Annotated in this window: 1 rRNA gene; it reads right to left on the minus strand. The window is 43.8% G+C overall.

The window, feature by feature from the left end:
* Window positions 1-214: 214 nt before the first annotated feature.
* Window positions 215-297 (minus strand): 16S ribosomal RNA (locus tag LRL21_RS45100); the annotation flags it as partial.

The following is a 297-nucleotide window of genomic DNA, read 5'->3' on the forward strand; positions in this document are numbered from 1 at the left end:
AATTCCGCTAATAAGTCCTATCCGTTAGGATAGATCTATTTGGATTTGTTACTCAACCGAAGTTAAGTAACGCTGCTCTAAACATTTGTTTCGTTTCGGTATCTAGTTTTCAAGGAACAAGCTTGACAGAGAGAAAGTTTATCCTCTCAAAACTGATCAACGAGTGAGCGTTGTGTTGCTGATACGTTCCGTTACAGGAACAATATCTCCATAGAAAGGAGGTGATCCAGCCGCACCTTCCGATACGGCTACCTTGTTACGACTTCACCCCAATCATCTACCCCACCTTCGGCGGCT

The organism is Paenibacillus periandrae (assembly GCF_022458865.1).
Classification (GTDB): domain Bacteria; phylum Bacillota; class Bacilli; order Paenibacillales; family NBRC-103111; genus Paenibacillus_S; species Paenibacillus_S periandrae.